Source organism: Streptococcus australis ATCC 700641, from assembly GCF_000186465.1.
Taxonomy (GTDB): Bacteria; Bacillota; Bacilli; order Lactobacillales; family Streptococcaceae; genus Streptococcus; species Streptococcus australis.
Genome location: NZ_GL636094.1, coordinates 1 through 844, shown reverse-complemented (window position 1 = coordinate 844; position 844 = coordinate 1). Strand labels below are relative to the sequence as shown.

9 tRNA genes are annotated in these 844 nt (G+C 50.4%); all 9 read right to left on the bottom strand.

The window, feature by feature from the left end:
- Positions 1-3: 3 nt before the first annotated feature.
- The 9 genes from HMPREF9421_RS10095 to HMPREF9421_RS10055 all read right to left on the bottom strand — a co-directional run bounded on the left by HMPREF9421_RS10095 (position 4) and on the right by HMPREF9421_RS10055 (position 843).
- Positions 4-77 (bottom strand) — tRNA-Pro (locus HMPREF9421_RS10095).
- Positions 78-96: 19 nt separating this feature from the next.
- Positions 97-170 (bottom strand) — tRNA-Arg (locus tag HMPREF9421_RS10090).
- A 36-nt stretch (positions 171-206) separates the two neighbouring features.
- Positions 207-280: transfer RNA gene (locus HMPREF9421_RS10085), tRNA-Arg, on the bottom strand.
- 21 nt (positions 281-301) lie between these two features.
- Positions 302-387 (bottom strand) — tRNA-Leu (locus HMPREF9421_RS10080).
- A gap of 7 nt (positions 388-394) precedes the next feature.
- Positions 395-466 (bottom strand) — tRNA-Gly (locus tag HMPREF9421_RS10075).
- A 23-nt stretch (positions 467-489) separates the two neighbouring features.
- Positions 490-562: transfer RNA gene (locus HMPREF9421_RS10070), tRNA-Thr, on the bottom strand.
- Positions 563-579: 17 nt separating this feature from the next.
- A tRNA-Leu gene (locus tag HMPREF9421_RS10065) sits at positions 580-661 on the bottom strand.
- 5 nt (positions 662-666) lie between these two features.
- Positions 667-739, bottom strand: a tRNA-Lys gene (locus HMPREF9421_RS10060).
- 31 nt (positions 740-770) lie between these two features.
- Positions 771-843 (bottom strand) — tRNA-Asp (locus tag HMPREF9421_RS10055).
- Position 844 lies beyond the last annotated feature (1 nt).

Here is an 844-nt window from a genome sequence, read left to right as displayed (position 1 = left end):
AAATCGGGAAGACAGGATTCGAACCTGCGACACCTTGGTCCCAAACCAAGTACTCTACCAAGCTGAGCTACTTCCCGAACTAAAGCTTACGCTTTATGCACCCTAGAGGAGTCGAACCTCTAACCGCCTGATTCGTAGTCAGGTACTCTATCCAGTTGAGCTAAGGGTGCTCGTTCTTATTCAATTCTTACATAGTCTTGCGACCATGCACCCTAGAGGAGTCGAACCTCTAACCGCCTGATTCGTAGTCAGGTACTCTATCCAGTTGAGCTAAGGGTGCTTCTTCTCCAACCTAAGTCTATGCCGAGGACCGGAATCGAACCGGTACGATCGTTACCAATCGCAGGATTTTAAGTCCTGTGCGTCTGCCAGTTCCGCCACCCCGGCCTCCTCAAGCGAACGACGGGATTCGAACCCGCGACCCCCACCTTGGCAAGGTGGTGTTCTACCACTGAACTACGTTCGCATCTGTTTCTTTATATAAAAAAATGCCGGCTACATGACTTGAACACGCGACCCTCTGATTACAAATCAGATGCTCTACCAACTGAGCTAAGCCGGCTCATTATTATTCTTTTATGCGGGTTAAGGGACTTGAACCCCCACGCCGTAAAGCGCCAGATCCTAAATCTGGTGCGTCTGCCAATTCCGCCAAACCCGCTATAATGACCCGTACTGGGCTCGAACCAGTGACCCATTGATTAAAAGTCAATTGCTCTACCAACTGAGCTAACGAGTCGTATCATTATCTTCTAGAAACTAAGTTCCTACGGTCCCGACGGGAATCGAACCCGCGATCTTCGCCGTGACAGGGCGACGTGATAACCGCTACACTACGGGACCT